Raw genomic sequence first — 24,339 nt, forward strand, 5'->3', positions numbered from 1 at the left:
CGATCCATCCTATGTATCCGAGTACGCGCTGCACCGCGGGCATCGGGTGAGCAGATCGTGTGTGCAGTCGATGACATGCGCCAGAAAGCGCTCGGCTCTCTCGAGTTCAGCTCGTTGCCGACGTATTCGAGCCAAATGTTCCGCGATGACCACGGTTCGTTCGGACTCGTCTCGATGAAGTATCAGACGAATATCGGCCAAGCTGATCCCCACGCCCTGGCACGCGCGCAACACCCGCAGTCGGCGCATGTGTTCCTCGCTGTAATCGCGGTGACCCGACGGTAGTCGTTCGGGTACAACGACTCCGACGTCGTCCCAATGTCTGAGGACGTGGGTCGGAACGTCGAGTTTCTGCGCAACATCTCCGATCTTCACCCGCCGATGCTCTCAGTTGACTTCAGGTCGACCTGAAGTATTACGTTCATCTCCATGACGATCGACAGATTCGATCTACCAGAGCCCATCTTCGTGTCCGTGGGCGGCGATAGGGTGGCGACCTACGAGCTGGCGCCCGAGGTGGACGTGCCCTCCTCTGATGTTGTGTTCTGCCATGGAACTCCCTGGTCGGCCCAGGTCTGGGCGCAGGCCGCTCGCCACCTCAGTGCTGGGCATCGCGTCTATCTCTGGGACATGCCCGGATACGGCCGGTCCGCACAGGGATCCGATGTTCGGACCGACCTGCCCACCCAGATGCTGCGTTTCGCAATGTTGCTCGACCACTGGAGGTTGGAGGGCCCCTTCGTCGTCGCTCACGATATCGGCGGTGCAGTCGCCCTGGGAGCCCACCTGATGCACGGCCGTGACTACGACAGCTTGTTCTTGTGGGACGTGGTATCCCTGGACCCGTGGGGATCCGAATTCTTCCGGCTCGTCGCGGACAACAGTGACATCTTCGCCGCGTTGCCGGCTCCTTTGCACAGGGCGCTTGTCTTCGAATACATTGCGGGAGCAGCACATCAGCGGCTGGACGCAGATATCGTGGCGATGTTGACCGAACCCTGGATATCCGACGAGGGTCAGCCTGCGTTCTACCGGCAGATCGCCGAACTGAGCCCCGAACACACGCGAGCCATCGTCGATGCCCTTCCCCGGGTCCGCTGCAACACCTCGATCGGATGGGGCGAACAGGACCCCTGGATTCCCGTCGAACAGGCATATCGACTGCGACAGTTGTTGCCGAGTCGATCTACTCTGATCACTCTTCCGGGTGTGGGGCATCTGGCACCGTTGGAGTCTCCGTCACTCGTCCAACAAGCCTTGTACGCATGGTTGGGTTGACGTCATTCTTCGGGGCGGTGTTGCCGCGCCCCTGGATACTGGGCTTCATGGTGTTGAGACGAATGGGAACGTCCCTTATCGGAGGCAGAGGGGCCCAGTGGCTTCGCGAGCTGAACGAGCGACACCCGTGGAGTCACAACGACTACTTCCACAGTTGGATTCTGGCGAATCTGCCGGATCGGCGTGGCCGTGCGCTCGATATGGGCTGCGGGCGGGGTGGCCTGGTACGTGCCTTGGCTCCTCATTTCGAGCACGTCGTCGGGGCCGATGCCGATGCGGAGATGCGACGACTCGCAGAGGCGACTTCTGCCGCGGTGGACAACGTGTCCATCACCGATCGCCAACTCGACTCCTGGGCAGGCGATTCGATCGATCTAGTGACCATGATCGCCGTCCTGCATCATCTCGATATCGACGATGCCTTGCGTCATGTCGGGCGAATTCTTGCGCCGGGCGGGCGAGTGCTCATCGTCGGGCTTGCGCCACCGCGTAGTGCACGGGATCTGGTGTGGGATTCCGTGTCCATCGTGACCAATCCATTGATCGGATTCATCCACCGCCCATGGCCGAGTCCGGTGACAGCACCACCGCCACCGTTCCCGGTCAAGGATCCGGTGTTGAGCTTCGACGAGATCGGCCACATGGTGGAGAGGCGGCTCCCGGGCGCGATGATGCGACACCGCATAGGATTTCGACACACAATCGAGTGGACGAAGCCGAGGTCCAGTTCATAGCCACGGCACGCGGCGTTCCCACCACGGCATCGTGGGTGTCCTCGATATTTCGACAGTCGCGTCCCGGTATCGCTCATCCAATTCGGCTACTGCGACGCGTAATCGGTGGGCATGCCGTCCATCGCGACGCATCAGGCGTTCGAGTCGATCCCGCGGACCGTCGCCGTAGAAGTGCCCGTCGCATGCCGGACAGCCAGTCAATCCGGTCGACAGTGGGACCCGATTGTCGCGTGCAGACCGACTTTTCCCGCTGACCTGTTTCTCGACGGACTCGACTCGCTGACGCCACTGCGTCAAATATTGGAGTGCCCAACCATCAGTTCGCGCGGCACGCGGCCTGTGGGTGTTCATCGGACAAACGGGGGCATTGCCCTCTCGTGAAGAATAAACATCATGTGCGCCATATCGGAGGCGGGCCGGTGAGTGCTTCGGGTTGGTGAAGTGGACGATACCGCAGAATCCATACGTCGAGAAGGGGCCGAGGTCAGGCGGATTTTCTTTACTTTCGATTGTCCCGTTCACGGATTGCCCTCGGTGCGTACGTGAGTGACACGAAGAAGCACAATCCGACCACCACAGCGGTAGGACCGCCTGCGTTCGTGATCTGCCTCGACAGTGCGAAAATCGCGAAGATGGTCGCGCCCGCGGTAGCGGCACTGAGGATGGCGAAGGCAACAATTTTGCGGGCCCATCGAGCGGTGAGAGCATGTTCTCCATCGATGACCTTCAATGCCCACGTGCCGCCGACAAGACTCGCGCAGCCGACTATTCCGCCCAGAACTGCTCCGATCAGTAGCGCGTACACAACCGTGCCGCCATTGGCGACAACACTGGCTGACCGGAACAGCGACCAGCATGCATAGACGACCCCACCGACTATCGGCCAACAGACAGCCGATGCGGTCCACGATGGTCTTGCCAAAAGAGTCAGCGCCTCTCCTTGAGCTCGCCTATGGGCGTCGCTCGACCAGTTCGATCGATCCACACGGCGACACCATCGACGAGATGAGGTCCCGTGAAGCCACCCTCGTCACCCCACGGCCAGGCTGTGTGGGCATTGGCCACTTGCAGTTGAACCAGATCTGCCATCGACACCAGCACCCTCTCGACGTCGTCGTCCACCTGCGCGCCGGTTCCATTGCCGCCGAGCCCATCCGGATTTCGCCCCTCCACGGTGACGGCGCTTTCGAGCCACACCGCGCCGCCGTCCGGGTCGTACATGGCCGCCCAATCGATATGTTCGATGCGAGGGCCGTATTGACGCACATGCAGGTCGTGGCCCAATCGACCGAGCGCGGTCAACCACGGCGCGGGCAACGTGGACGACGCGACCTCGACCCCGTGCTCCGGCGTCCAACGACCGGTCAAAACGCACTCACGGTGCTCGAACAACAGGCGGTGCATCGTCCGAGTATGCCAGCACGTTCCGTCGCTGATTCGTTGGTTTTGCGAGGGCGTGGAACAGTGAACAGAACCGGGGAGCGGACGCTGATGAAAGGGCGCGCCGAGTACGGGAATTGCACAGTCCGAGCGCGCTGCAGTTCGGATTCGCGAGCCATGCTCTCTGCTCTGAGCAGAATCGAAAGCCCACTGGAGGATCTCGGCTTAGGCTCCGATCATGGGCCAGGTCATACGAATCGATGAGCGTCGAGCAGCGCGCGCAGTGGAACCCTTGTGGCGTGAGGTGGTCGGTCGACGATTACGCGAGCGCAGACATGCGCGCGGAGACACTCTCGCCGACACCGCCGCGCGCGCGGGCATTGCGCCGCAATACTTGTCGGAGCTCGAACGCGGCCGCAAGGATCCGTCGAGCGAAATCCTCGCGGCCGTCGTCGGCGCATTGGGCACGTCGATGGCCGACATCTCACGCCTCGCGCATCACGACCTGTCGCGCGGCGACGCGACGTTGATGGCCGCCTGACGTCCCTCGAGAACCTGATCGACGACGCCGTACTCGCGCGCAGCGGAGGCCGTCAACACCAGATCTCGGTCGGTGTCGTGTCGAAGCTTCGCCGCGTCACGTCCTGTGTGTTTTGCAAGGATCAATTCCATCTCTGCCCGGACCCGGACAACCTCGTCGGCAGCCAGAATCAGATCGGGAATGGTGCCGCGGCCCTGCGCCGCGGGCTGATGCAACACCACCCGACTGTGAGTCAGCGCCGAACGACGCCCCGGCGCTCCCGCTGCGAGCAGGACGGCTCCCGCCGCAACGGCCTGCCCCACACATGTTGTGGCGATGGGTGATCCGATGAATTGCATCGTGTCGTAGACGGCGAGCATGGCAGCGGTATCGCCGCCCTCGCAGTTGATGTACATCGAGATCTCCTGGTCGGGGGAGTCGGCCTCCAGGTGCAGCAGTTGCGCGATCATCGCGTTGGCCACCCCGGCGTCGATACCGGTACCGAGGTAGACGATGCGCTCACTGAGCAAATGCGAATAGACATCGACGACGCGTTCGCCACGCGAATCTCGGGTGATGACATTGGGAATCGTGTACGTGCTCATCGGGCCAACTCCATTCCGAACGACGCCCGCCGGGCGGGCATGACCTGATCGAACGAGTCGACGATCGCATCGACGAACCCGTACTCGCGGGCAGCCTCCGCGGTGAACCAGCGATCGTGCAGGGAGTCGTCGAAGATCTGCTCGCGTGTCTGCCCAGTGTCGTCGGCGATGAGACCGAGCACCGTATCTCGGGTATGGCGCAGATCGTTGGCCTGTACCTCCACTTCGACGGCCGACCCACCGATGCCGGAGGACCCCTGATGCATCAGTATCCGCGAATGGGGCAGGGCATAACGCTTTCCGCGCGTGCCTGATGACAGCAGGAATTGACCAGCGCTGCAGGCCAATCCGAGCGCGAGGGTCGAGACGTCGCACGGGACGAGTCTCATCACATCGCGGATGGCGAGCATCGCGGGAACCGACCCGCCCGGAGAGTGAATCCACAGGGCGATGTCGGCAGAGGAGTTGCCGGCGGCCAACGTCAGCAGATGGGTGGTGAGGACGGTGCCGTTGTCGTCGTCGAGGGGGCCGTCGAGCACCAGGACTCGGTGCCGCAGTAGTTGGTTGCGTAGATCGGGCGGGAACATTCGGGGTGATTCGCTCATGATCCGAGTCTGAATCCGAATTCGGTTGCACGCCAATATTTCTGCTGTGGGCAGCGAGTCTGCTCACAGCTTCGTGGCCTTCGGAGGGACAATGGTGAGATGACTGCACTCGAGTTCTCCGAATCCGTCGTCGTCGCTGCGTCGGTCGACGCCGTGTACGCCGTCGTCTCCGACATCACCCGAACAGGCGAATGGAGCCCGATCTGCCAGGAATGCTGGTGGAACGAGGCCGACGGCGGTGGCGTCGGATCGACCTTCACCGGCCGCAACGTGGTGCCGGGACGCACGTGGGAGACCGTGTCGACAGTGGCTGCAGCCGAACCCGGTCGTGAATTCGCGTGGGTGGTGGGTGACAACTTCGTCCGCTGGGGCTACACCCTCGAATCGGTGGACGGTGGCACACGCCTGACCGAGAACTGGAACTTCCTGCCCGGCGGCATCGCCCACTTCCACCGCAAGTTCGGCGACGACGCGCAGCAGGAAATCGACACTCGTAGCCAGGCGGCACTCGACGGTATCCCGCGCACCCTGGCGGCAATCAAGCGAATCGTGGAAGCCGGGGCTTGATTACTGTCGGCCAGGTGCGCTGACTGTCCACTATTCGAGGCCTGTGACGGAATCCCGCCTTTCGACGCAAATTGTGGACACTGAGCGCACCCGTGACCGATAGCCTGTCCGCATGGCAGCAACGGTTCTGCGGGTGTCCACGGTCCTCGAATCACGAGGCCCGGCAGCGGCCATTGTGCTCACGGACGAGCAGGTTGCGTCCCTCGGTTCCACCAAAACTCCGCCGGTTCGGTTCACGATCGGTGGTCAGACGGTGCGTGGTCGCATCGGCCGGATGGGCGGCGAGAATCTGCTCGGGCTCAACAAGAGTGTTCGCGCCACACTCGGCGTGGAGGCCGGCGACACCGTCGACGTGACCATCGAGTTGGACGACCAGCCGCAGGTGATCGAGGTGCCGCCGGCACTGGCGGCAGCCTTGGACGCGGACCCCGCTGTGCGAGCAGCGTTCGATGCGCTCGCACCGTCGACGCGCAAAGAGCACGCCCGATCCGTCGCCGACGCAAAACGCGACGACACTCGCGAGCGGCGTGTCACGGCAATCTTCCAGTCCCTCCGGCCCTGAGTGCTGCCGGCCCTGCGACGTCGCAAACGCGCGCGCATTCGTCAGATGCGCGCGATTCCGCTAGCGAAGAGGTGACCAAATCGCGCGCGTTTCGCAAACGCGCGCGCGTTTGCGATCGACGTCGGGGCTCACACCACCGCAGCAGGCGTGCTCGATGCCACGGCCGGTGCCGGGGTGTTCTCTGACGACAGACGAGCGAGAATTTCCACAGCCGAGGTGATTTCGGGCAGTGACCGCGTGAAGGGAATGCGTTGACGATCGTCGAAGGCGTAGCCCGTTCCGAAGCGCAGTCCGGGTGCCAGCAACAGGCCGTGGGCGTGAGCTTCCGCGACCAGCACACTGGATCGGATGCCGTCGGGTAGGGAACACCACGGGGCCAATCCGCCGTCGGGAACTCGGAAATGCCAATCCGGCAACTGGTCACGCATCAGTGCGACGGTGTGGTCGCGGGCAATTCTCGACGCCTCCGTGCGGACTTGCCGCACCTCGTCGTATCGACCCAACAACTCGATTGCCGCCAGTTGATCGATGATCGAGACCGAAAGTTGGCGTCGCGCATAGGTTGCGGCGACCCTCGCCAACAGGCCGGCTTCGGCGCGAACCCACCCGACTCGCAGGCCGCCCCACACGGTCTTGCTCGTCGACCCGATGGTCACCGTCGCCACGTCCGGGGTGGCGGTGCCGAAGGGTTCGATGTCCGGTGAACCGTCGACAGACAGATCGGCCGCTACCTCGTCGACGATGGTCAGTACGGCATGTCGGTGCATGGTCGCGGACAGCTGGCGACGGGTGCGGAGGGGGAGTCGCGCACCCGACGGATTGGAGAAGTCGGGCATGAAATATGCGAGAGTCGGCGCACTCTGCCGCGCAGCTCGGTCTGCTGATGCCACGAACTCGTCCGTGTTGTCGGGGTCGATGGGCACCGGGATGCATCGGCCACCGAGGGAGTGGACGAGTTCGACGACACCGGGATATGTCGGGTGCTCGACCAATACCCGGGCACCCGGCTCGGTGAACGTCGCCAACACAGCGTGGATGGCGTCGGTGGCACCGGAGGTGACGAGAATGTTCTCCGCGGTGGTCGGCATTCCCCATCCTCGGTAGTACGCGGCAATCGACTCGCGGAGCTCGTACAGGCCGAGTGGGGCGTACCCGCCCAAGGGGAACCGGTCTCGAATCTTCTCGGACGCAACGCCGTACGCATCGGCCAGCAGGGGAGAAGCCGAGGGTGACGCGTTGACGAATTCGAGTGTCGCGGTGTCACGGTCGCCGGCGAGAGAACCCCAGGACGGCAAGGACCCTGTCGGTGAAACGTAGGTACCGGATCCTCGCTGCGCGCTGATCCACCCTCCCTCGCGAAGATGCTTGTAGGCCGACGCGACCGTGACCCGACTGACGTCGAGACTGATCGACAATGCCCGCTCGGCGGGAAGCCGCGTCTGCGCCGAGACCTCCCCGCTCTCGATCAACCGCCGCAACTCGTCGGCGATCTCGAGGTAGAGCGGGCCGCCGGATCTGTTCCGCAACGTCGACGGGTCGATCCGTGCTGCCAACTCCGGGGCCGAGATCGCCGTTGTGTCGAAAGGATCCATACAGGCCACTCTCGCACACTGGACTGCACTATTCGACGAAAAACCAGTCCATTGTGGTCCCATGATCGCAATTGGAGCTGTTGTGGCCTTATCCGTCATCGGAGCAGGGTGGACCGTGGTCGCACTACGCGAGGGCGGGCGATGCGGGCCTGCCGGGCCGCCGCGGAGTCGTGTTCGGTCCGACTGACCGCGCGTTCTGGCTCAGCGAGTCGGTGCAGAGCCTCTGACGATGCAGCGGAAACCGATGTGGGACATCCCGGAGTCGACGGGTTGCGCCTGCCGAGCTGCGGGACGATAACGGCGGCAATAGTTCTCGGCGCACAGATGGGACCCGCCCTTGATGACCCGACGCGAGATGGTCCCGGCGGGATTGCCCGGATCGTGGCTGCCCTCGGCCGACGCGACCCGCGGATCGACTGCCGGTCCGCAGCAGGCATGGGTGGCGGTCTCGCTGTGATCGGTGCGGTAGAAGTCCGCCGTCCACTCCCATACGTTTCCGGTGACGTCGTACAGGCCGTAGCCGTTCGGCGGATACGAACGCACGGCCGTGGTCCTACGATCGGCGACCGGTTTGAGGTTCTGCCAGGGAAACTCCCCGATCCAGTAGTTGGCCAACTGTGTACCCATCGGTGCCAGTTGGTCTCCCCATGCATAGGGCGCGCCGTTCAACCCGCCGCGAGCCGCGCGTTCCCACTCGGCTTCGGTGGGTAGCTCCTTGCCCGCCCACTGGGCGTAGGCGTGCACGTCCTCCCAGCTCACATGCGTGACCGGATGCAGCTCGCGCCCGTCGATACCGGACCCAGGGCCCTCCGGATGCGCCCAGTTCGCCCCCGGGATCAGCCGCCACCAGCCCTGCCAATTCGTCAGATCCACCGGGCCCTGCGTCGGGGTGAACACCAGCGAACTCGGCACCAGACGCGCCGGATCCGCATCCGGATAGTCCACCGGGTCCATCGGCCGCTCCGCCACCGTCACGTACCCGCTGGCTTTGACGAACCGTCTGAACTGGGTGACGGTCACCGGAGTTTCGTCCGCCCAGAAACCCTCGACGGTCACCTCGTGAACAGGCGCCTCCTCGGGATAGTCGGCCCAGTCCGACCCCATCCGAAACTGGCCGCCGGGCACCCACTGCATGCGAGGGAAGGGTGGGGCACTCATGGCGGTGATCGTACACATCGTCGGGGAAACCATTGTGCTGTCGCGGAATTGACCGGGGTCTGTCGATATCGCATGCGTGATCCTCGCTCGGCGCTGCCCGATTGCGCACCGCCACCCCCGCCTCGCAAACGCGTGCGCGTTTGCTGAACGCGAGTGGTTTCGCGTCACGAATTTGCACGCGTATGGCGAATGCGCGCGCGTTTGCGAGATCGGGACCCCGCCGGCGACACCCAGGCCCCGCCGGCAACGCCCAGCTCGCGGCCGCAGTACCCGTCAGTAGCGAAACGTGATGCTTGCCACTTCTCAAACCCGCTGTTATCTTGAAAACACATTCCATCAGATGGAATCGTTCATGGAATTCAGAGGAGTGGACAGTGGCATCTCGTTCCAACGAAGTACCCGTCGCGATCTCGGGTGCGGGGCCGGTGGGGATGGCGTTGGCCATCGATCTCGCCCTTCGCGGTATCCCGAGCGTGCTGTTCGAGAAGCGTTCGGAGGAGGAACGGATCGTCGCACGCGCCAACATGACCAACGTTCGCTCCATGGAGCACTTCCGGCGCTGGGGCATCGCAGATGCGTTGCGCGACAACGATCCTGTGAGTCCATTGGTCTACCGTGACGTGGCCTTCGTGACCCGCCTGACCGGTCACGAGGTCTTGAGGTTTCCCCGCGCCTACGAGTGGTCGGAGCGGCTACCCATCGCGTCCGAGGTCGCGGAATGGGCCCCGAACGAGGCGATCGAGAAGACGCTGCGGGACCGCGTGAAGTCCCTTCCTCTCATCGATCTGCGCTTCGAGAACGAAGTGAAGAGATTCGAGCAGAACGACCACGGGGTGACCGTCACCGTTGCCACCCCGGACGGCGAACAGACGCTGCTGGCGCAGTACATGGTGGTCTCCGAGGGCAGTCGCAGCCGACTACGTCGTGACGGCCTCAATGTCCGAATGGAAGGTCATCCCAACCTCGCACGCAGCTTCCTGTGGCACATCAAGGCTCCGGCACTGGCCGAGCTGTGGAAGGCCACTCCGATGGCCTCGATGCTGCTGTTCTACAACGAGGACCGTGCCGGCGACAGTCTGGTGCCGCAGTCGGGCACCGATCACTGGGCCTACTTCTGCTCGCCCGTACCCGAGGACGTCGACGGTGACGACTGGGAAGCCTGCCGCGCCATGCTCTTTCGAGCAATCGGTGAGGAATTCGAGGTCGAGCCACTCGCGGGCGGTACCTTCATCACGCACTCGATCCAGGCACCTCGATTCGACTTCGGCCGCGTACTGCTGGCCGGCGACTCGGCGCACATGGTCTCGCCGATGGGCGGATTCGGCATGAACATCGGCATCGGTGACGCCGCCGACCTGGGTTGGAAACTCGCCGCGTTGATCGACGGTTGGGGCGGTCCCCTCATGCTCCCGAGCTACAGCATCGAACGCGGTGAAGCAGCGCGCTTCATCCTCGCCGGTTGCGAGAGCAATCAGGCCGTGGGCTCCCGCGAGCTGGTGCGCGACGGTATCGAGGACGACGGCCCCGTCGGTGAAGCGATCCGCGCCCAGGTGGCCGAGGACATCGCGATCCAGAAGGCCCGTCAGTTCAAGCGAATGGGCGGCCAACTCGGCTACCGCTACTCGTCGTCTCCCATCATCTACCGTGACGGAACCGACCAACCTGCACCGTCTTTCGAGGACTACGTGCCGTCGTCCTATCCCGGAAATCGTGCACCGCATCATTGGCTCGCGGACGGCTCGTCGCTGTACGACCACCTGGGGAACGGATTCACGCTCCTTGTCCTCGGCGACGTCGAACACGGCGCTCTCACCGATGCTGCGGCAGAACGCAACGTGCCACTGCAGATCCTCACCGTCGAGGATCCCGACCTCACCGATCTGTGTGAATTGTATTCGGCCGGAGCGACATTGATCCGCTCGGATCACCATGTCGCGTGGCGCGGCGACGCGCTTCCCGACGATCTCGACCATCTGCTCGATGTCGTCACCGGATCGGTCTCGTTCATCTGAACTGCCAGGCCCTTCAATTCCCATCCACCACATCACCGAAAGGCTCACTCTCATGCCCAAAGTCACCCGTCTAGGCCATGTCGGACTGTTCGTCTCCGACCCCGAGATCATGATGGAGTTCTACTCGACATTCCTCGGAATGACCGTCACCGACCGCGACGAACGCCGCGTCTTTCTGAGTTCGCGGCCGTCGGAGGAGCACCACGAGATTCTGCTTGCGAAGAACCTCGAACGCCACACCGATCCGCAGCAGCTCTCGTTCGTCGTCGATTCGTTGGCCGACCTGCGTGCGTTCTATGCCCAGATCGTGGAGCGCAAGTACGACATCGACCACATCAGCAATCACGGCAATGCGCTCGGTTGCTACTTCCGTGACCCCGAGGGAAACCGAGTGGAGGTGTACTGGCACACGGGAATCGAATGGCCGCAGCCGTTCAGTGAGCCCATCGATCTCTCGCTGTCGGAGGAGGAGTTGCGCAGCCGCCTCGACGAGATGGTCGCGGCGTAGGAAACCCGGCCGGGACCGCGGAGGAGAAGAGCGTTGAAAGAAGGAATGATCGCCGAGGTGGTTGCGTTCAGCGGCCACAACGGCGACCGCATCGAGGGCTATTCGGCTCGCCCGACCGCTGCCGAGCCGGTGGGCAGCGTCGTCGTGCTGCACCACGCACCCGGGCTCGACTTCTGGTGCAAAGAGGTGGTCCGACGGTTCGCCGAGTGCGGATACGCGGCCCTCGCGCCGAATCTCTATCACCGCCGCGGTCCCGGGCACTGGGCCGAGGTCGCTGCGGCGGCCCGGGCCGAGGGATTGGGAAAGGCCATGCCCAACGACCAGGTGATGGGCGACATCGCCGGGGCCACCGACTACGTGAAATCGCAGCCCGGATCCAACGGCAAGGCCGGGGTGATCGGATTCTGCTCCGGCGGACGGCAGGCCTTCCTCGCGGCGTGCGACGTACCGGCGTTGGACGCCGCCGTGGACTGCTGGGGCGGAAGCATCGTGCCGCAGGCTCCCGATCCGACGAAGCCGAACGCCCCGTCGCGGGGAGTCATTCATCGGGCTCCCGACATGTCGGCTCCGCTGTTGGGGATCTTCGGAAACGACGACACCAATCCGGATCCGACGCAGGTCGACGACATCGAACGTGAGCTGACCAGGCTCGGCAAAGATTTCGAGTTTCATCGTTACGACGGTGCGGGACATGGGTTCTTCGCTACCGACCATCCGCATTACCAGCAGGCACAGGCGGTGGACGGCTGGAAGAAGGTCTTCGCCTTCTTCGATGTGCATCTGCAGTCCGACGCATCCTGATCGACTTTCAGGCGAGGGCCGAAACGCACAGAAAACCCGAAGGTTTTGAGGGTTGTGTGATGGCCCTCACATGGCTAGTCTCGATTCCGTACCTCGGAATCGCATTCCACGAAGGCCACGCGAGTAGTCCACGAGACCGCGTGAGCACCCCGCACGCGCTCTCGAAGGAAGAACCCCAATGTCTCTCACTCCCTCCCGTCCCACCAGGGCCGGGTCGAAGTCCGCGAAGTTGATGGTCATCGCGGCAACCATGTCGGCCGTGCTCGCCGGCTGCGCCGCCGAAGCGGCATCACCGACCGGCACCGCCACCGGCGGCTCGACGGCCGTAGCCACGGACCAGACCAACACCTCGGCTGTCACCGACCTGGTCGACTACACCGGAGGAACCGCAGGCGCAGCCGATCAGAGCCTCGAACCCGTCACCATCGGATGGGTCAATCAGCAGGGCGGCGCCCTCGGATTCCCGGCCGCCACCGACGGTGCCGAGGCTGCCGTGAAGTACGTGAACGAGAACCTCGGCGGTATCGACGGGCATCCGCTGAAGCTCGAGACGTGCTTCGTCGTCGAGAACGAGCAGGACGGCAACAGTTGCGGCCTGCAGCTGGTCAACGATCCGGACGTTCGGACCGTGCTGTTCGGCTCGACCATCACCGGCAATCAGTCGTTCCTGGCGGTCAACAAGGGGCAGAAGCCGATCCTGATGGCCAACTCCATCAGCTCCACCGACGCTCAGAGCGACAACGTCTTCATCTACAACGGCAACCCGTCGTCGATCTTCCGTGGACTGACGACCTACCTGGACACCGTGGTCGGCGCGAAGTCTGTGGCGCTGATCTACCCGCAGAACGCTCAAAGTGCGGACGGTGCAAAGGTTCTGCAGACTGCACTCGATTCGGTCGGCATCGAGGTCAAGGCCGTCGGTTTCGACCCGTCGACCACCAACCTCACCGCCGCAGCTGTGGCCTCGGGGGCATCGGACGCCGATGCCATCGTCCCGCTCGTCTCGACTCCGCCGACCTGCGTGGCCGCGGCCAAGGCCCTCGACACCCTGGCCGTGACGGCCCCCATCATCGGAGCCGGCTCCTTCTGCTTCACCGACCAGGTGGCGCAGGGACTCGGCGGTGACGCACCGAAGTGGCAGCAGATCTCGACCCAGACCAACGTTGCCGACATGAGCCAGCCCGACGTCCAGTCGTACATCGAGGCCTCGACGACCGCCGGACTGTCCGAGACGTCCCAGGCCACTCCCGACGCCGCCCTCGCATGGGGGTTGGTCGCCACAGCGACCCGATTCCTCAATGCCGCAGGCGGTTCCGAAGCAACCGCGCCGGCGATCGCCGAACAGGCGAAGTCCTTCACCGGCCCGCTCCTGTTGGGTAGCGCCACCGTCGCCTGCGGCGCGAACACCGCCGAGCCGGGCCTGTGCGGTGCCCAGACTCGAGTCTTCGAATACACCGGCAACGGCTCGTACACCGCGCTCACCGACTGGCTCGAACCATCGGGCTCCTGACACATCGATCTCCGACAGCCCCCACACTCTCGAGAAAGAAGACCATCATGACCGCTGTAGCCAACGACACCGTCGAACATTCCAGCCCCGCGTCGAGTCCGGAAGTCCTCATCGAACGAGCACGATCGTTCCGTGATCACTTGCTCGCAGAACAGGATTCGACGGACGCTCGCGGCACCTACTCGCCCGAGACGCACGAACTGTTCAAGGAGGCCGGCTTCTACCGCACCTTGCTCCCGCAGCGTTTCGGTGGGCTCGAATACGACGTCACCTCGTTCGTCAGGATGATCATCGAAATCGCCCGCGGCTGCCCGGGTTCGGGCTGGTGCCTGTGCCTTGCCTCCGGTCACGGACTGCAGATCGGCGGACTGTTCGACGAGAAGGCGCAAGCCGAGGCGATCGGACCCGGCGGGGACTTCGCAGCCCCGATGCGCGGCGTGCCGATGGGCACCGCGACGCTGCAGGACGACGGTCGCTGGAGCGTCGACGGAACCTGGGACTACTGCTCGGGATCGCCCTACTCGACCCACGCCATTCTTGCGGTGCGGCTCGTCGAGGGCGGCGAGAAGACCGGCCAGGGACTGGCTCTCGTTCCGCGCAACGGCTGGATCCTGCAGGACGATTGGAAAGAGCGCGCGTTCGGTATGCGCGGCAGCGGCTCGAACAGCATCACCGTCACCGGCACCGCGGTGCCGGAGGAGAACGTGGTGCGCGGCAGCCTGCTGCAGTTCCGCGGCGGACTCAAGACTCCCGGTTACGAGCTGCACGGCAATCCGATGTACGCAGGCCACCCCATGGGCTACCTACAGCTCGAGATCACCTCGGTACTCGTGGGCTGCGCCTGGGCCGCGCTCGACGAGTACGAGCGCATCCTGCGGACCAAGAAGACCATGGGCCCCAACCCACTTCCACGCTTCACGTCCCCGGATTTCCAGCGCTACTGGGGCGTCGCGGCCGGCAAGATCCGTGCGGCCGAGGACATCCTGGTGAAGATGAGCCAGCACTACTCCGAGCTGTGCGCGTCGTCGGTACAGGACGGCGGCGAGTTCGAGCCCGAGGACCTGATGAACATCAACGCCAGCACCCACCACGCCGTCAACCTCGCCTGGGAAGCCGTCGAGTTGCTGTTCCGTACCTCGGGAACCAGCGAAGGCGGCCGCAACGGCTCACGCATGCAGCGTTACTACCGCGATATGTCCACGGCGCGAACCAATGTGGGCCTGCAGTGGGAGACCTTCGCGCAGATGTTCGCCCAGGAGCACTTCGATCTCTCGCCGGCACCGCTCGCGTGATGGCCGGGCCCACGATTCGACTCGGGCGGGCGTAGCGCATGGATACCGTCTTCCTGTTCGCTCTGCTCGGGTTGGGTACCGGCGCACTGATCGCGATGATCGCGGTCGGCGTCGTACTCAGCTGGCGCGGTAGCGGAACGATCAACATCGCGGCCGGTGCCGTGGTCATGGTCGCCGGCTACCTCTTCTGGTCCCTGCGCACCGGGTTCTTCGCCCCCGCATTGACCACTCCCGCAGCAATAGTGGTCACGCTGCTGGCAATGGCTCTGCTCGCCGTCATGGTCGAGTTCGCCGCCGTCAAACCGCTCAGATCCGCCTCGCCGCTCGCCAAACTCGTCGCGTCCATCGGCGTACTGCTGCTGCTGCAAGCGGTGGTCCAGCTCGTGTTCGGCACCGCTCCGCTCAACAGCCCAGCGGTATTGACAGACTCGGTCGTCGAGGTCGGCGGCGTGACAGTGCCGGTGGCACAACTGATTCTGGCCGCAGTGGTCGTACTGATCTCGACGGCACTGGCGGCGCTCTACCGCTTCACCCGCTTCGGAATCGCGACCCGCGCGGCGTCGGAGAGCGAGCGTTCGGCCGTACTGGCCGGGTTGTCGCCGTCGTCGATCTCGCTGGCCAACTCCGTACTCGCCTATGTCACGGCCGGCTTCGTCGGCATCCTGGCCGCCTCCATCGTCGGAGTCAGCGCCTCGACGCTGCCGCTGCTGGTGATCCCGGCCTTGGCCGCTGCGTTGTTCGCGGGGTTCAGCTCGATCGGAATTGCCTGCGCAGCAGGTCTTCTCATCGGGATGGCCGAGTCGCTGCTGTCCTACGCCTCGACCATGGCCTGGTTCCCGACGCAGGACGGAATCACCCCACCCGGGTTGCAGCAGCTCGCAGAGTTCCTGCTGATCGTCATCGCACTGTGGTGAAAGGGTTCGACACTGCCGCAGCGCGGCGAATTCGTCGGACGCTCGCTTCCGGCGGTACCCCGTCAGGAGCACCTGCTGCGCCGCGTCGGCCCGGTCTTCGTCGTCGGAGCGATCGCACTGCTCGTCCTGCCCGCGGACCTACGCCAGGCCATCACGACCGGCCTCGTCGCGACCGTCCTGTGCCTGTCGTTCATCGTCATCATGGGATACGTCGGGCAGCTGTCGGTGGTGCAACTCGCGCTCGCCGGGTTCGCCGCGTTCGCGGTGTCGCGGCTCGGCACCGAATTCGGTCTCGGCTTCCCGGCCGCCCCGATCATCGCCGTTCTCGCGGCAACGGCACTGGGCGTGGGGATCGGAGCCGCGGCCCTGAGAGTGCGCGGAGTGACCCTGGTGGTGGTGACCCTCGCCGCCGCCGTGGCCATCGAACAATTCGTGTTCGCCAACTCCGAGTGGGGTGGAGGGCAGACCGGGGCACCCGTGGCCTCACCCACGCTGTTCGGATTCAACTTCGGACCCGACTCGGGTCTGCGCGGACTGGACGGCGCACTACCGAGCCCGGTGTTCGGACTCGTCGCGCTGGTGGTCGCCACCCTCGCGTACATGGGCGTGGTCTACCTGCGCAACAGCGACCTCGGTCGTCAGATGTTGGCCATCCGCTCCAACGAACGTGCCGCAGCCGCAGCCGGAGTCAACGTGCGCACGGTCAAGATCGTCGCCTTCGGCATCACCTCGGCGCTGGCAGGAGTGGCGGGAGTGATGTACGCCTACCAGTTCGGCACCGTCTCGGCGAACAGCTACGGGATCTCCGTCGCCCTGACCCTGGTGGCGAGTGTCTACGTACTCGGCGTGACGCTGCCGCAGGGAGCCGTGCTGGCGGGCTTCGGAGCGATCGGCTCGGTGATACCGCTGCTCCTGCAGAAATACGTGCTCCCCGCAGACCACATCTCCCTGTACGTACAGCTGCTCATCGGCGGAGGTCTGCTGCTCCAACTGCGCTTCTTCCCGGACGGCCTGCTCGTGTCGAGGTCGATCAAGAAGGAACGCAAGACGACCGGCATCGACACCCTCGTGCCGGAACTGCCACGGATGAAGAGCGTACGAACATGACGACCAACGTTCTCGAAGCACACAACATCGAAGTACGGTTCGGCGGAGTCCATGCGTTGCGCGGCGTCGACCTGCAGGTACGCCCGGGCCAGATCGTCGGCCTGATCGGACCCAACGGAGCGGGCAAGACCACCTTCGTCGACGCCATCACCGGTTTCGTCCCGGCCGGTGGGTCCATCGAGATCGGTGGCCGCGACGTCAGCGGCCTGCGTCCCCATGCACGAGTGCGGGAAGGTCTGTGCCGTACCTGGCAGGCCGTCGAACTGTTCGACGACCTGACGGTGGCGGAGAACCTCGCCGTGGCGTCACGCCAGCCCACCGTGAGATCGACGATCGCCGGCATGTTCGGCCTCGGCGTCGACGATATCGCCGGTGCGACAAAGACTCTCGACGACGTCGGAATCGGCCACCTGGCCCAGGCGCTGCCCACCGAGCTCTCCGAGGGGCAACGCAAACTCGTCGGAATCGCCAGGGCGCTGGCGTCCAAGCCGGCCATTCTGTGCCTCGACGAGCCGGCCGCCGGCCTGGACACGACCGAAAGCTCCTTTCTCGGAAAGCAATTGCGCAACCTGGGTGATCACGGAACGCCGATGTTGCTGATCGACCACGACATCTCGTTCGTGTTCGGCACCTGCGACTACGTCGTCGTCCTCGAGTTCGGTCAGGTGATAGCGCAGGGACTCCCGCATGTCGTGCGATCCGACCCCCGCGTCATCTCGGCCTATCTCGGTCACGACGTCGCCCCAACCGGAAAGGATCTGACATGAGCGCGGTTCTGAGCGTCGATCATCTCTCGGCCGGTTACCAGCGGTCGGTGGTCGTCCGAGACATCGGCATCGAGGTCGCTTCGGGCGAGGTCGTGGCTCTGCTCGGGCCCAACGGCGCAGGCAAGACCACCACTCTCAAAGCAGTCTCGGGGCTGGTTCGTTCGTTCGAGGGCGGAGTGAGCCTGCTGGGTGAGAACCTGGCGGCACTGTCGCCGACCAACCGGGCGCGCCGCGGCATCGCGCATGTGCCCGAAGACCGAGGACTGTTCTTCGGTCTGACCGTCGCCGAGCACTTCAAATTGCGCAGGCGCGGTGAGACTCTCGATGCAGACCTCGCCTTCGACTACTTCCCGGCGCTCACGTCGCTGAGCAACCGGCTCGCAGGAGTTCTCTCGGGAGGCGAGCAGCAGATGTTGGCCGTGGGCCGGGCGCTTGCCCGCAAACCGGCGCTGCTGCTGCTCGACGAACTCAGCCTCGGGCTCGCGCCGGTCATCGTGCAGGCACTGCTGCCGGTCATCCGCCGGTTCGCCGACGACACCGGTTGCGGCGTCCTGCTCGTCGAGCAGCACGTGGAGCTCGCCCTCGGAATCTCGGACCGGGCCTACCTGATGGCCCACGGCGACATCTCGGCCGGACACGACGCCCACGTACTGCTGCAGGACAAGGGGCTGGTCCGAGCCAGCTACCTGGGCGGGGACCAATGGGACGCAAGCGAAGCGGACCTGGCGACAACAACCACCACAGAAGGAGAGAAATGAAAATAGGAATCATCGGAGCCGGACGGATGGGTCAGGCATTGGCCGGACTGTTCACTCGGGCCGGACACGACGTCATCCTCAGCAACTCGCGCGGCCCGGAATCGTTGGCGGACATCGTCGACGAGTTCAACGGACACTGCTCCGCGGGAACGGTGCAGGAGGCAGTCGACAGCACCGACCTCGTCTTCCTCGCCACCCCGTGGGGCAAGACCGCCGCGGCCGTCTCGGTCGTCGAGAACTGGGACGGCAAGATCGTCGTCGACACGACGAACAACCGGACCGCCCCCGGACCGCAGGGCGTCATCGACATCGGCGGCCGGATCTCGAGCGAGGTGGTCGCCGAGTACATCCCGGGCGCGCGAGTGGTCAAAGCGCTCAACGTCACTCCCATCCACATCATGGCGACCACACTGGCGGCCGGAGCCGATCCTGAGCACGCGGTCTACATGGCAGGCGACGACGACGACGCGAAGAAGCTGGTGACGGATCTTCTCGCGACCATCGGCGGTGTCGCCATCGACACGGGCGATCTGCACACCGGCGGAGCGCTCCAAGGGATGGGCGGTGCGCTGCCCGGCGACATGGAGATGCTCAGCGTCCCGGCCGCCGAGGCCAAACTTGCTGCAGCCAAGAGCTAGACCTACCAACACAATTCGAGGAGAACACCATGACCATCGTTCAGTTGAGCAAGACGACCACCCTCACCGCCAAGGCCGACGAGGTCTGGTCCTTCGTCAGCGACTTCGGCGGCTACGCCTCCTGGCAGCCGCACATCGACGCCGTGGAGATGCAGGCCGACGGTAGCCGCAAGGTCGATTTCTCCCGCGGCGACTCGGTCTTCGACCGCATCGCGGCCCAGGACGACGCCGCCCGATCGCTCACCTACGAGTTGGTGCCGGGCCAGCCCGGACCGATGCAGCACCTCGCTGCCACCTTCACCGTGCGCGAAGCGGGCGACGGCTCCGAGGTGGAATACGCCATCGAGGCCGACGTGCCCGAGGAGATGCAGGACGGTGCCCGCGTCGGTATCGGAGCGGACATCGACGGTGCACTCAGCGGCCTGAACAGCAAATTCGGTGGCTGACGACGCCCCCGTCGCACTGGTGACCGGAGGAGCGGGATTCATCGGATCGGCTGTCGTCGACCGACTCCGCACCTCCGGCCACCACGTGGTGACGCTCGACCTGCACGGTGATCCGGCGGTCGACCTGTCCGACGAACACGCCGTGCGCGCAGCCGCACGGACGGTGCTCGCCGAACACGGCCGCGTCGACGTCCTCGTCCACGCCGGGGTCTCGTTCCAGCGCGCGACTCTCGCCGATCTCGATGCCGCGGTACTGCGCAACGTCATGGCCGTCAATGTCGAAGCGCCGCTGTGGCTGGTCCAGGAACTCGAACCGGGCATGAGCGAGCGAGGATTCGGACGCGTGGTGTTCCTCGTGTCCGACACCTTCTTCAACCCACCGCCGGTGTCGGACATGCTGCCGTACATCACCAGCAAGGGCGCGCTCATCGGTGCGTCACGCTCGCTGGCACGCTCCCTAGGTGCGTCGGGCATCACGGTGAACTGCGTGGCACCGGGCCTGACGCCACCGCCGGTCGGCGGTATGGAACAGCACGTCAAGGACGACGTACTACGCCGGCAGGCACTTCCGCGTCCGCTGGTCCCCGACGACGTGGCCAACGTCGTCGCGTTCCTGGTGCAGCCGGAGAGTCAGGCCATCACCGGTCAGACGCTGTGTCCCGACGGTGGGCTGGTGCTGCTGTGACCTCGAATTCGGCCGTGCGGGCCGGTAAACGGATGTCGGCCGACGAGGCCGTCGCCGACATTCCTCACGGCGCGAGCATCGGCGTCGGGGGATTCGGCACCGCCGGAGTGCCGTGGGCGCTGGTGCGAGCACTGCGCGCCCAGGGTGCTTCGGGCCTGACCGTCGTGGCGAACAACTGCGGGGTCAACGGAGCCGGTCTGGCTCTGCTGTTGCACGACCGTCGCATCGACCGCGTGATCGCGTCGTACATCGGATCGAACGAAGAGTTCGCGCGGCAGTACATGAGCGGCGAGATCGAGGTCGAGCTGACACCGCAGGGGACTCTGGCCGAGCGGCTGCGGGCCGGCGGGGCTGGCATCGCTGCCTTCTTCACCCCGACCGGCGTCGGCACCCTCGTCTCCGACGGCGGCATGGCGCATCGGTACAACTCGGCCGGGGACGTGGTGAAAGCGTCTGCTCCCAAGGAGATTCGCCGATTCGGACTCGGTGGCCGCGAGCGTGAGTACGTGCTCGAAGAGGGCATCGTGACCGACTACGCGCTCGTTCGCGCTGCGGTGGCCGACACGGCGGGCAACGCGATATTCAGGGCCTCGGCGCAGAACTTCAACCCGGACGTGGCGATGGCCGGCCGCATCACCGTCGTCGAGGCCGAGCGCATCGTCGAACCCGGCGAACTCGATCCCGATTCCGTTCAGCTTTCCGGCGTGTTCGTCCAGCGTGTGGTCGAAGTACCGGACGAGGTAGTCGCATGACCGGCCTCGGTTGGAACCGGGACGAGATGGCGCGGCGAGCCGCGCAGGAACTACGTCCCGGTCAGAGCGTCAACCTGGGCATCGGTCTACCCACCCGCGTGGCCAACCACCTGCCGTCCTCGCTGGGAGTGACCGTGCACAGCGAGAACGGAGTCCTGGCCGTGGGGCCGACGCCGCTGCCGGAATGTCTGGACACCGACCTGATCAATGCCGGAACCGAACCGATCACGGTGCTCCCCGGCGCATCGTTCGTGTCCTCGTCGACGTCGTTCGCCATGATCCGCGGCGGACACATCGACGTGACGGTGCTCGGTGCGATGGAGGTCTCGGCGACCGGCGACCTGGCCAACTGGATGATGCCCGGTCACATGGTGCGGGGGATGGGCGGGGCCATGGACCTCGTTGCGGGTGCAGGCCGCGTCATCGTCGTCATGGAACACGCGGGCAAGGACGGCACTCCCAAACTGGTGCAGCAGTGCGCGTTCCCGCTGACCGGACGCGCGGTGGTGGACCGCATCGTCACCAACCTCGGCGTTCTGGACGTCACGCCACGGGGTTTCGCGCTGCGTGAAGTGGCTCCAGGGGTGACGATCCACGATGTGCGCCGACTGACTGGGGCGTCCGTGATGACGTGATGAGCCCGGCCACAGGGGCGTTGAACGATGTGGCGACCGGGATGACTAGTAAGCTCACGTCCCATGGAGGCTTTGTGAACGAGCGCGAGAACCGAGACGCCGGCCATGTGCGTGCGGTGTCCCGGGCCACCCGCATCGTCACGGCGTTGGCCGAGCACCCGTACCCGCTGGGTATCGTCGAACTCGCCCAGTTCGTTCACCTGTCGCCGGCCAGCGTGCACCGCATCCTCGGCACTCTCGTCAGTGTCGGTTGGGTGGAACAGAATTCGCGTACCGCGAAGTACCGGCTCGGAATGCACGCCATCGGCATCGGCAGCGTTGGAATGGTCACCAATCCGGTACTGCACGACGCGCGGATGTACCTCTCGCGTCTGGCGGAATGGTCCGGCCACGATGCCGTTCTGAGCACCCTCGTCGGGGTCAAGGCCGTTCAGCTCTCGCGCGTAGCGGGAGCGCACACCGAGTTCATCGAATTCGAACCCGGGCACCCGCAGCCCGCATACGCCATGGCCGACGGCAAGCTTCTGTTGTCGTACATGCCGTACGAGCAACGTCGCAATCTCTACGAGAACGACGGACTGCGGCGGTTCACGCCCAACACGATCACCGACCCGGATGCCATGGAAGCGGAGTTCTCGCGCATCCAGGAACAGGGTTACGCCGTCGACAACTTCGAACGGTTCGATACCGGTCGCGGAATCGCGGCCCCGGTCCTCGACGCCGATCGACGGCCCATCGCAGCGATGCTGTGCCTGGGCAAGATCGAGCCCGATCGTGATGCGGAGATCATTCAGCAGCTGCTCTCGTTGGCACGGGAGATGTCGGAACGGCTGCGCGCCGCGGGAGATCTGCCGGCGTCCGCTCTCGATATCGCAATGCCCGAGACCGACTCGGGTCACTGATTTCCCCGAAACCTTTCTGACGCAAAGGCGTCCGCTGCACTCCGTCCTTCCCGAGGGTTGACGGCAGTGTTCGACGTCACGTAAAGTCGGTTGAAATAAGATTCCATTAGACGGAATCAAAACCCGAATGGACTGTCTCATGGCGTCTTCGACCACCGAAACACCCGCCGCAGTGGATGCGGGAATGCTCTTCCGAAAAGTATTGGGCCACTTGCCTACCGGCGTTGTCGTCATTGCGTCGGATGGCCCATCCGGTCGGACCGGGATCGCGGTGAACTCGTTCACGGCCGTGTCCCTCGACCCGGCACTGGTCTCGATCTGCGTAGCGCGCACCTCGACCACCTGGCCGGCCATCAGAGCGGCAGGCCGGTTCTGCATCAGCATTCTCGCCGACCATCACGAACAGGCGTCACGCCAGTTCTCGGCACGCAACACCGATCGTTTCGCAGGCACGAGCTGGCACGACCAGTCGGCGGGCCCGGCCCTGGACGACGCGGTGGCCTGGCTCAACTGCGAGATGTACGCCGAATACGCGGCAGGCGATCACACGATCGTCGTGGCCCGAGTACACAGTCTCAGCGCGGCCGAGGACGGCAGCGCTCTGGTCTTCTTCCGCGGCCGGTACGGACGTTTCGTCCCCAACCCCCAACCCCCAACGAAAGGTGCAACACCATGAAGCTTCTCTTCTTCGACGATTTCAAACTCGGAGCCCTCCACGGCGGCAACGTGATCGACCTCAGTGGCGAAGTCAAGGACATCCCGGCGGCGCATCCGCAGGACGTCATCCGCGGCGTCATCGAGGGCTGGGCCACCTACCGTGAACGCCTCGAAGCCGCCGTGGCCGCAGGTGACGGAATTCCGTTGAGCGCAGTACGCATTCGTCCGCCGATCCCTCGGCCGTCGAACATCGACTGCATGGCGCGCAACTACATGGAGAACGGCACCCTGCCCGAGCGGCCGCCGATCAACGGATTCGCGAAGTCCCCCAACTCGATCATCGGACACGGCGACACCATGGTGTTGCCCGACGTCGCAGCAACGATCTTCGAGGGCGAGGCGGAGCTGGCCATCATCATCGGCAAGCGCGCGCACAACGTCTCGGCAGCCGATGCATACGACCACATCTTCGGCTACACCAATCTGATCGACGGATCTGCGCGCGGAATCCCGCCGCGGGAGAACGCTTTCTACCAGATGAAGTCGCGGGAGACCTTCTGCCCGATCGGCCCCTACCTGGTGACCGCGGACGAGGTGCCGAACCCGCAGAACATGCCGGTCACGCTGTGGAACAACGAAGAGATCAAGCAGGAGTTCGACACCGACGACATGGCGTACAGCATCGCCGAGTCCGTCGAATTCGTCTCGCACATGCACGCCCTCGAACCCGGCGACATCATCGCCACCGGAACCAATCACCGTGGACTGCATGCCTTTCAGGACGGCGACCGCATCGACTTGCAAGTGGGCGACCTCGGCCGGCTCAGTGTCACCATCAGCGACGAGCTGCACCGCACCTGGGGACGTCAGACGCGCCACGAATGGACCGAAGCGGGAAACAAGGGTCGGACTCCGCCTCAGTTGAGCGGACGCTACGCCCCCACCGCCGAATGA

General features: G+C 64.7%; 29 protein-coding genes. 22 read left to right on the forward strand and 7 right to left on the reverse strand.

Annotated elements, in window-relative coordinates:
- Window positions 1-9 precede the first annotated feature (9 nt).
- Window positions 10-375 (reverse strand): MerR family transcriptional regulator, encoded by a 366-nt coding sequence (locus ABZ677_RS04375; protein ID WP_358366853.1) that lies wholly within the window; start codon window positions 373-375, stop codon window positions 10-12.
- Between the two features lie 54 nt (window positions 376-429).
- Here ABZ677_RS04375 and ABZ677_RS04380 point away from each other — a divergent pair, with 54 nt between their 5' ends.
- Both ABZ677_RS04380 and ABZ677_RS04385 read left to right on the forward strand, forming a co-directional pair.
- On the forward strand, window positions 430-1,278 hold the full coding sequence (locus ABZ677_RS04380; RefSeq protein WP_358366854.1) for an alpha/beta hydrolase: 849 nt from the start codon (window positions 430-432) through the stop codon (window positions 1,276-1,278).
- Window positions 1,279-1,340: 62 nt separating this feature from the next.
- Window positions 1,341-2,012 carry a class I SAM-dependent methyltransferase gene (locus ABZ677_RS04385; protein WP_358366856.1) on the forward strand — a complete coding sequence of 224 codons (672 nt, stop codon included), beginning with the start codon at window positions 1,341-1,343 and terminating at the stop codon, window positions 2,010-2,012.
- 499 nt (window positions 2,013-2,511) lie between these two features.
- Here ABZ677_RS04385 and ABZ677_RS04390 read toward each other — a convergent pair whose 3' ends face one another.
- Together ABZ677_RS04390 and ABZ677_RS04395 are read right to left on the reverse strand one after the other, a co-directional pair.
- Window positions 2,512-2,817 carry a hypothetical protein gene (locus tag ABZ677_RS04390; protein WP_037193853.1) on the reverse strand — a complete coding sequence of 102 codons (306 nt, stop codon included), beginning with the start codon at window positions 2,815-2,817 and terminating at the stop codon, window positions 2,512-2,514.
- Window positions 2,818-2,939: 122 nt separating this feature from the next.
- Window positions 2,940-3,416 carry a hypothetical protein gene (locus ABZ677_RS04395; RefSeq protein ID WP_358366858.1) on the reverse strand — a complete coding sequence of 159 codons (477 nt, stop codon included), beginning with the start codon at window positions 3,414-3,416 and terminating at the stop codon, window positions 2,940-2,942.
- Between the two features lie 214 nt (window positions 3,417-3,630).
- Between ABZ677_RS04395 and ABZ677_RS04400 the strand changes: the two genes are divergently transcribed.
- On the forward strand, window positions 3,631-3,933 hold the full coding sequence (locus tag ABZ677_RS04400) for a helix-turn-helix transcriptional regulator (protein WP_358366860.1): 303 nt from the start codon (window positions 3,631-3,633) through the stop codon (window positions 3,931-3,933).
- Here ABZ677_RS04400 and ABZ677_RS04405 read toward each other — a convergent pair.
- Together ABZ677_RS04405 and ABZ677_RS04410 are read right to left on the reverse strand one after the other, a co-directional pair.
- Window positions 3,891-4,517, reverse strand: a complete 627-nt coding sequence (locus ABZ677_RS04405) for an ATP-dependent Clp protease proteolytic subunit (protein WP_358366862.1) — start codon at window positions 4,515-4,517, stop codon at window positions 3,891-3,893. The two genes, ABZ677_RS04400 and ABZ677_RS04405, sit on opposite strands and share 43 nt — an antisense overlap.
- Entirely contained in the window at window positions 4,514-5,122 is a 609-nt protein-coding gene (locus ABZ677_RS04410; RefSeq protein WP_358366863.1) for an ATP-dependent Clp protease proteolytic subunit, read from the reverse strand. Before ABZ677_RS04410 ends, ABZ677_RS04405 begins: the two co-directional genes overlap by 4 nt.
- 99 nt (window positions 5,123-5,221) lie before the next feature.
- On the opposite strand from ABZ677_RS04410, the gene ABZ677_RS04415 reads away from it, so the two are divergent.
- Together ABZ677_RS04415 and ABZ677_RS04420 are read left to right on the forward strand one after the other, a co-directional pair.
- Window positions 5,222-5,689, forward strand: a complete 468-nt coding sequence (locus ABZ677_RS04415; protein WP_094634630.1) for an SRPBCC family protein — start codon at window positions 5,222-5,224, stop codon at window positions 5,687-5,689.
- A gap of 112 nt (window positions 5,690-5,801) precedes the next feature.
- Complete coding sequence (locus ABZ677_RS04420; protein ID WP_358366865.1) at window positions 5,802-6,251, forward strand: YdeI/OmpD-associated family protein; 450 nt, start codon at window positions 5,802-5,804, stop codon at window positions 6,249-6,251.
- 128 nt (window positions 6,252-6,379) lie between these two features.
- Here ABZ677_RS04420 and ABZ677_RS04425 read toward each other — a convergent pair whose 3' ends face one another.
- Together ABZ677_RS04425 and ABZ677_RS04430 are read right to left on the reverse strand one after the other, a co-directional pair.
- Window positions 6,380-7,843: a PLP-dependent aminotransferase family protein gene (locus ABZ677_RS04425; protein ID WP_358366867.1), complete on the reverse strand. Its 1,464-nt coding sequence runs from the start codon at window positions 7,841-7,843 to the stop codon at window positions 6,380-6,382.
- 201 nt (window positions 7,844-8,044) lie between these two features.
- Complete coding sequence (locus ABZ677_RS04430) at window positions 8,045-9,001, reverse strand: formylglycine-generating enzyme family protein (protein ID WP_358366869.1); 957 nt, start codon at window positions 8,999-9,001, stop codon at window positions 8,045-8,047.
- Between the two features lie 374 nt (window positions 9,002-9,375).
- Here ABZ677_RS04430 and ABZ677_RS04435 point away from each other — a divergent pair, with 374 nt between their 5' ends.
- The 17 genes from ABZ677_RS04435 to ABZ677_RS04515 all read left to right on the forward strand — a co-directional run bounded on the left by ABZ677_RS04435 (window position 9,376) and on the right by ABZ677_RS04515 (window position 24,339).
- The gene (locus ABZ677_RS04435) at window positions 9,376-11,013 is read left to right on the forward strand and encodes an FAD-dependent monooxygenase (RefSeq protein WP_082323776.1); all 1,638 of its coding nucleotides are present in this window, start codon (window positions 9,376-9,378) and stop codon (window positions 11,011-11,013) included.
- Window positions 11,014-11,065: 52 nt separating this feature from the next.
- Window positions 11,066-11,521 (forward strand): VOC family protein, encoded by a 456-nt coding sequence (locus tag ABZ677_RS04440; RefSeq protein WP_037193869.1) that lies wholly within the window; start codon window positions 11,066-11,068, stop codon window positions 11,519-11,521.
- Window positions 11,522-11,554: 33 nt separating this feature from the next.
- On the forward strand, window positions 11,555-12,322 hold the full coding sequence (locus tag ABZ677_RS04445) for a dienelactone hydrolase family protein (protein ID WP_037193871.1): 768 nt from the start codon (window positions 11,555-11,557) through the stop codon (window positions 12,320-12,322).
- A gap of 178 nt (window positions 12,323-12,500) precedes the next feature.
- Complete coding sequence (locus ABZ677_RS04450) at window positions 12,501-13,832, forward strand: ABC transporter substrate-binding protein (protein WP_052047933.1); 1,332 nt, start codon at window positions 12,501-12,503, stop codon at window positions 13,830-13,832.
- Between the two features lie 47 nt (window positions 13,833-13,879).
- Complete coding sequence (locus tag ABZ677_RS04455; RefSeq protein WP_094670309.1) at window positions 13,880-15,124, forward strand: acyl-CoA dehydrogenase family protein; 1,245 nt, start codon at window positions 13,880-13,882, stop codon at window positions 15,122-15,124.
- A 38-nt stretch (window positions 15,125-15,162) separates the two neighbouring features.
- Window positions 15,163-16,038: a branched-chain amino acid ABC transporter permease gene (locus ABZ677_RS04460; RefSeq protein ID WP_358366871.1), complete on the forward strand. Its 876-nt coding sequence runs from the start codon at window positions 15,163-15,165 to the stop codon at window positions 16,036-16,038.
- A 150-nt stretch (window positions 16,039-16,188) separates the two neighbouring features.
- Complete coding sequence (locus tag ABZ677_RS04465) at window positions 16,189-17,145, forward strand: branched-chain amino acid ABC transporter permease (protein ID WP_358367230.1); 957 nt, start codon at window positions 16,189-16,191, stop codon at window positions 17,143-17,145.
- The gene (locus ABZ677_RS04470; protein ID WP_358366873.1) at window positions 17,142-17,912 is read left to right on the forward strand and encodes an ABC transporter ATP-binding protein; all 771 of its coding nucleotides are present in this window, start codon (window positions 17,142-17,144) and stop codon (window positions 17,910-17,912) included. Before ABZ677_RS04465 ends, ABZ677_RS04470 begins: the two co-directional genes overlap by 4 nt.
- Window positions 17,909-18,670, forward strand: a complete 762-nt coding sequence (locus tag ABZ677_RS04475; protein ID WP_052047936.1) for an ATP-binding cassette domain-containing protein — start codon at window positions 17,909-17,911, stop codon at window positions 18,668-18,670. The genes ABZ677_RS04470 and ABZ677_RS04475 overlap by 4 nt, the downstream gene beginning before the upstream one ends.
- Window positions 18,667-19,308, forward strand: a complete 642-nt coding sequence (locus tag ABZ677_RS04480) for an NAD(P)-binding domain-containing protein (protein ID WP_358366875.1) — start codon at window positions 18,667-18,669, stop codon at window positions 19,306-19,308. Before ABZ677_RS04475 ends, ABZ677_RS04480 begins: the two co-directional genes overlap by 4 nt.
- A 29-nt stretch (window positions 19,309-19,337) precedes the next feature.
- Window positions 19,338-19,754, forward strand: coding sequence for an SRPBCC family protein (locus ABZ677_RS04485; RefSeq protein WP_037193878.1), 417 nt, complete (start codon window positions 19,338-19,340; stop codon window positions 19,752-19,754).
- Entirely contained in the window at window positions 19,747-20,439 is a 693-nt protein-coding gene (locus ABZ677_RS04490; protein WP_358366877.1) for an SDR family oxidoreductase, read from the forward strand. The genes ABZ677_RS04485 and ABZ677_RS04490 overlap by 8 nt, the downstream gene beginning before the upstream one ends.
- A 32-nt stretch (window positions 20,440-20,471) precedes the next feature.
- Window positions 20,472-21,191, forward strand: a complete 720-nt coding sequence (locus ABZ677_RS04495) for a CoA transferase subunit A (protein ID WP_358367232.1) — start codon at window positions 20,472-20,474, stop codon at window positions 21,189-21,191.
- Window positions 21,188-21,826 carry a 3-oxoacid CoA-transferase subunit B gene (locus tag ABZ677_RS04500; protein ID WP_037193885.1) on the forward strand — a complete coding sequence of 213 codons (639 nt, stop codon included), beginning with the start codon at window positions 21,188-21,190 and terminating at the stop codon, window positions 21,824-21,826. Before ABZ677_RS04495 ends, ABZ677_RS04500 begins: the two co-directional genes overlap by 4 nt.
- 74 nt (window positions 21,827-21,900) lie before the next feature.
- Window positions 21,901-22,728: an IclR family transcriptional regulator gene (locus tag ABZ677_RS04505; RefSeq protein WP_037193887.1), complete on the forward strand. Its 828-nt coding sequence runs from the start codon at window positions 21,901-21,903 to the stop codon at window positions 22,726-22,728.
- A gap of 139 nt (window positions 22,729-22,867) precedes the next feature.
- Window positions 22,868-23,404 (forward strand): flavin reductase family protein, encoded by a 537-nt coding sequence (locus ABZ677_RS04510; RefSeq protein WP_052047938.1) that lies wholly within the window; start codon window positions 22,868-22,870, stop codon window positions 23,402-23,404.
- Window positions 23,401-24,339, forward strand: coding sequence for a fumarylacetoacetate hydrolase family protein (locus tag ABZ677_RS04515; RefSeq protein ID WP_358366881.1), 939 nt, complete (start codon window positions 23,401-23,403; stop codon window positions 24,337-24,339). The genes ABZ677_RS04510 and ABZ677_RS04515 overlap by 4 nt, the downstream gene beginning before the upstream one ends.

The sequence above is a fragment of the Rhodococcus sp. NPDC006774 genome (assembly GCF_040636045.1).
Lineage (GTDB): Bacteria > Actinomycetota > Actinomycetes > Mycobacteriales > Mycobacteriaceae > Rhodococcoides.